This window comes from Leucobacter soli, assembly GCF_042659205.1.
GTDB classification, from domain to species: Bacteria; Actinomycetota; Actinomycetes; order Actinomycetales; family Microbacteriaceae; genus Leucobacter; species Leucobacter soli.
In genome coordinates this window covers 1-1,688 of the sequence record NZ_JBHSRW010000347.1, presented here as the reverse complement: position 1 = coordinate 1,688, position 1,688 = coordinate 1, and the positions used below count along the sequence as shown (strand labels likewise).

Genomic DNA, 1,688 nt, shown 5'->3' with positions numbered 1-1,688 from the left:
GGCGGCGATGCGGCCGGCGGCGGGGCAGCCGGTTCGAGCGCGGTCGGCGGCGGCTCCACCTCGGACGGCGCACCCATCGACCTGAACCTCGCGGATGCGAGCGCACTGGAGCAGCTGCCGCGCATCGGTCCCGCATTGGCGCGGCGGATCATCGAGTGGCGTGAGGCGCATGGCCGGTTCGAGAGCGTCGATCAGCTGCTGCAGGTCTCGGGGATAGGTGCGAAGACGCTCGAGGGGTTCCGGGACCGGGTGCGCGTATGAGGCGCGAACGCGGCGCCGGTCGCGGCACGGACGCTCCGGCACCCGTGCAGCGTTCTCCGCCGGGGACCTGGCGCCTTCTGCTTCCCGCGTTCGTCACGTGGGGCATGGCGGCCTGGTCGGTCGCCGTGCCCGGCACCGCTCGCTGGGTGCTCGTCGCAGCGCTGCTCAGCGGCACGCTGCTGGTGTCGACCGCGGTCATCACTCGGACATCCGTGCGCACGGCTGCGGGAATCCGGCCGAGAGCCATAGGCGCGTCGATCCTCCTCTGCACGATGCTGGTGGTTGTCGCTGCGAGGATCGTCTCCCAGGAGCATGCGCGAGAGGACACGGACCTCGCGCAGGCGGCGGACGCGGCTGCCGCCATCGAGTTCCGAGTCGAGCTCGCAGGATTCCCCAGGTGCAGCGGATCGGACGGCGCCTCACGCGCCTGGGTGCGGGCTGAGGCGATCGTGCCGCGGGGGCGGGTGCCGGTGCTGCTCTGGCTCTCCGAAACCTCGGATGCGGGCTGGGCGCCCGGCCGCGAACTGCGCGTTCGCGGGGTGACGAGCCGACTCCCTCCGGGAGGTGCGGCCTACGCGATCCGTGTCGACACCGCGGTGCTTGCGGAACCCGATTCCGCGCGGGCGGGGCTGGGCGTGCTCGCAAGCGAACTCCGAGCCGGGCTTCGCGCGGCCGCCGTCCGCCAGCCGGGTGCTGAGCTCGTTCCGGGCTTCGCCGTCGGCGACACCTCGCTCGTCACCGATGCGCTCGATGCGGCGATGCAAGAGAGCTCGCTCACGCATCTCACCGCGGTCTCCGGAGCGAACTGCGCCCTGGTGACGGGTGCCGTCGTCCGCATGCTGGCACTGGTGGGCGTCGGCCGCCGCGTACGCACGGTCTGCGCGGGCATCGGGCTGGGCGGATTCGTGGTGCTGGTGGGCCCGGACGCGAGCGTGCAGCGCGCGGCGGTGATGGCTGCCGTGCTGCTCGTCTCGGGTTTCGGAGGGAAGCGCGCGGTCGCCCCGCCCGCTCTGGGCCTCGCGATGCTCGTCCTGCTCGGCGCGGACCCCTGGCAGGCGCTGCAGCCTGGGTTCTCGCTCTCGGTCGCCGCGACCGCTGGCATCCTGCTGCTCGCGGCGCCGATCTCCGGAGCGCTGCATCGTCGAGCGTGGCTTCCGCAGTGGCTGGCCCTCGCGGTGTCGGTGGCCGTCGCGGCGCAGATCGCCTGCGGTCCGCTGCTCCTCCTGCTGCAACCGGGGATCCCGGCCATCGGTGTGCTCGCCAACGTCGTCGCCGGTCCAGCGGCTCCGTTCGGCACGGGCATCGGCCTCCTCGGCCTGCTCCTCCTCCCGATCGACGAAGCGCTCGGCGGCATGGCGGTCCTTCTCGCGAGTCTGCCGGCGCGGTGGGTCGCCTCCGCCGCGCACCTCGCCGCGGCGATGCCGCTG

General features: G+C 73.3%; 2 protein-coding genes. Both read left to right on the top strand.

The genetic code is table 11. From position 1 onward, the window contains the following. Nucleotides 1-261: ComEA family DNA-binding protein (locus ACFPZL_RS12960; protein WP_382335786.1), on the top strand; the 261-nt coding region annotated here is incomplete at its 5' end. Beyond that, nucleotides 258-1,688 (top strand): ComEC/Rec2 family competence protein (locus ACFPZL_RS12955; RefSeq protein ID WP_382335784.1); only part of this gene is annotated, 1,431 nt, incomplete at its 3' end. The genes ACFPZL_RS12960 and ACFPZL_RS12955, both read left to right, overlap by 4 nt.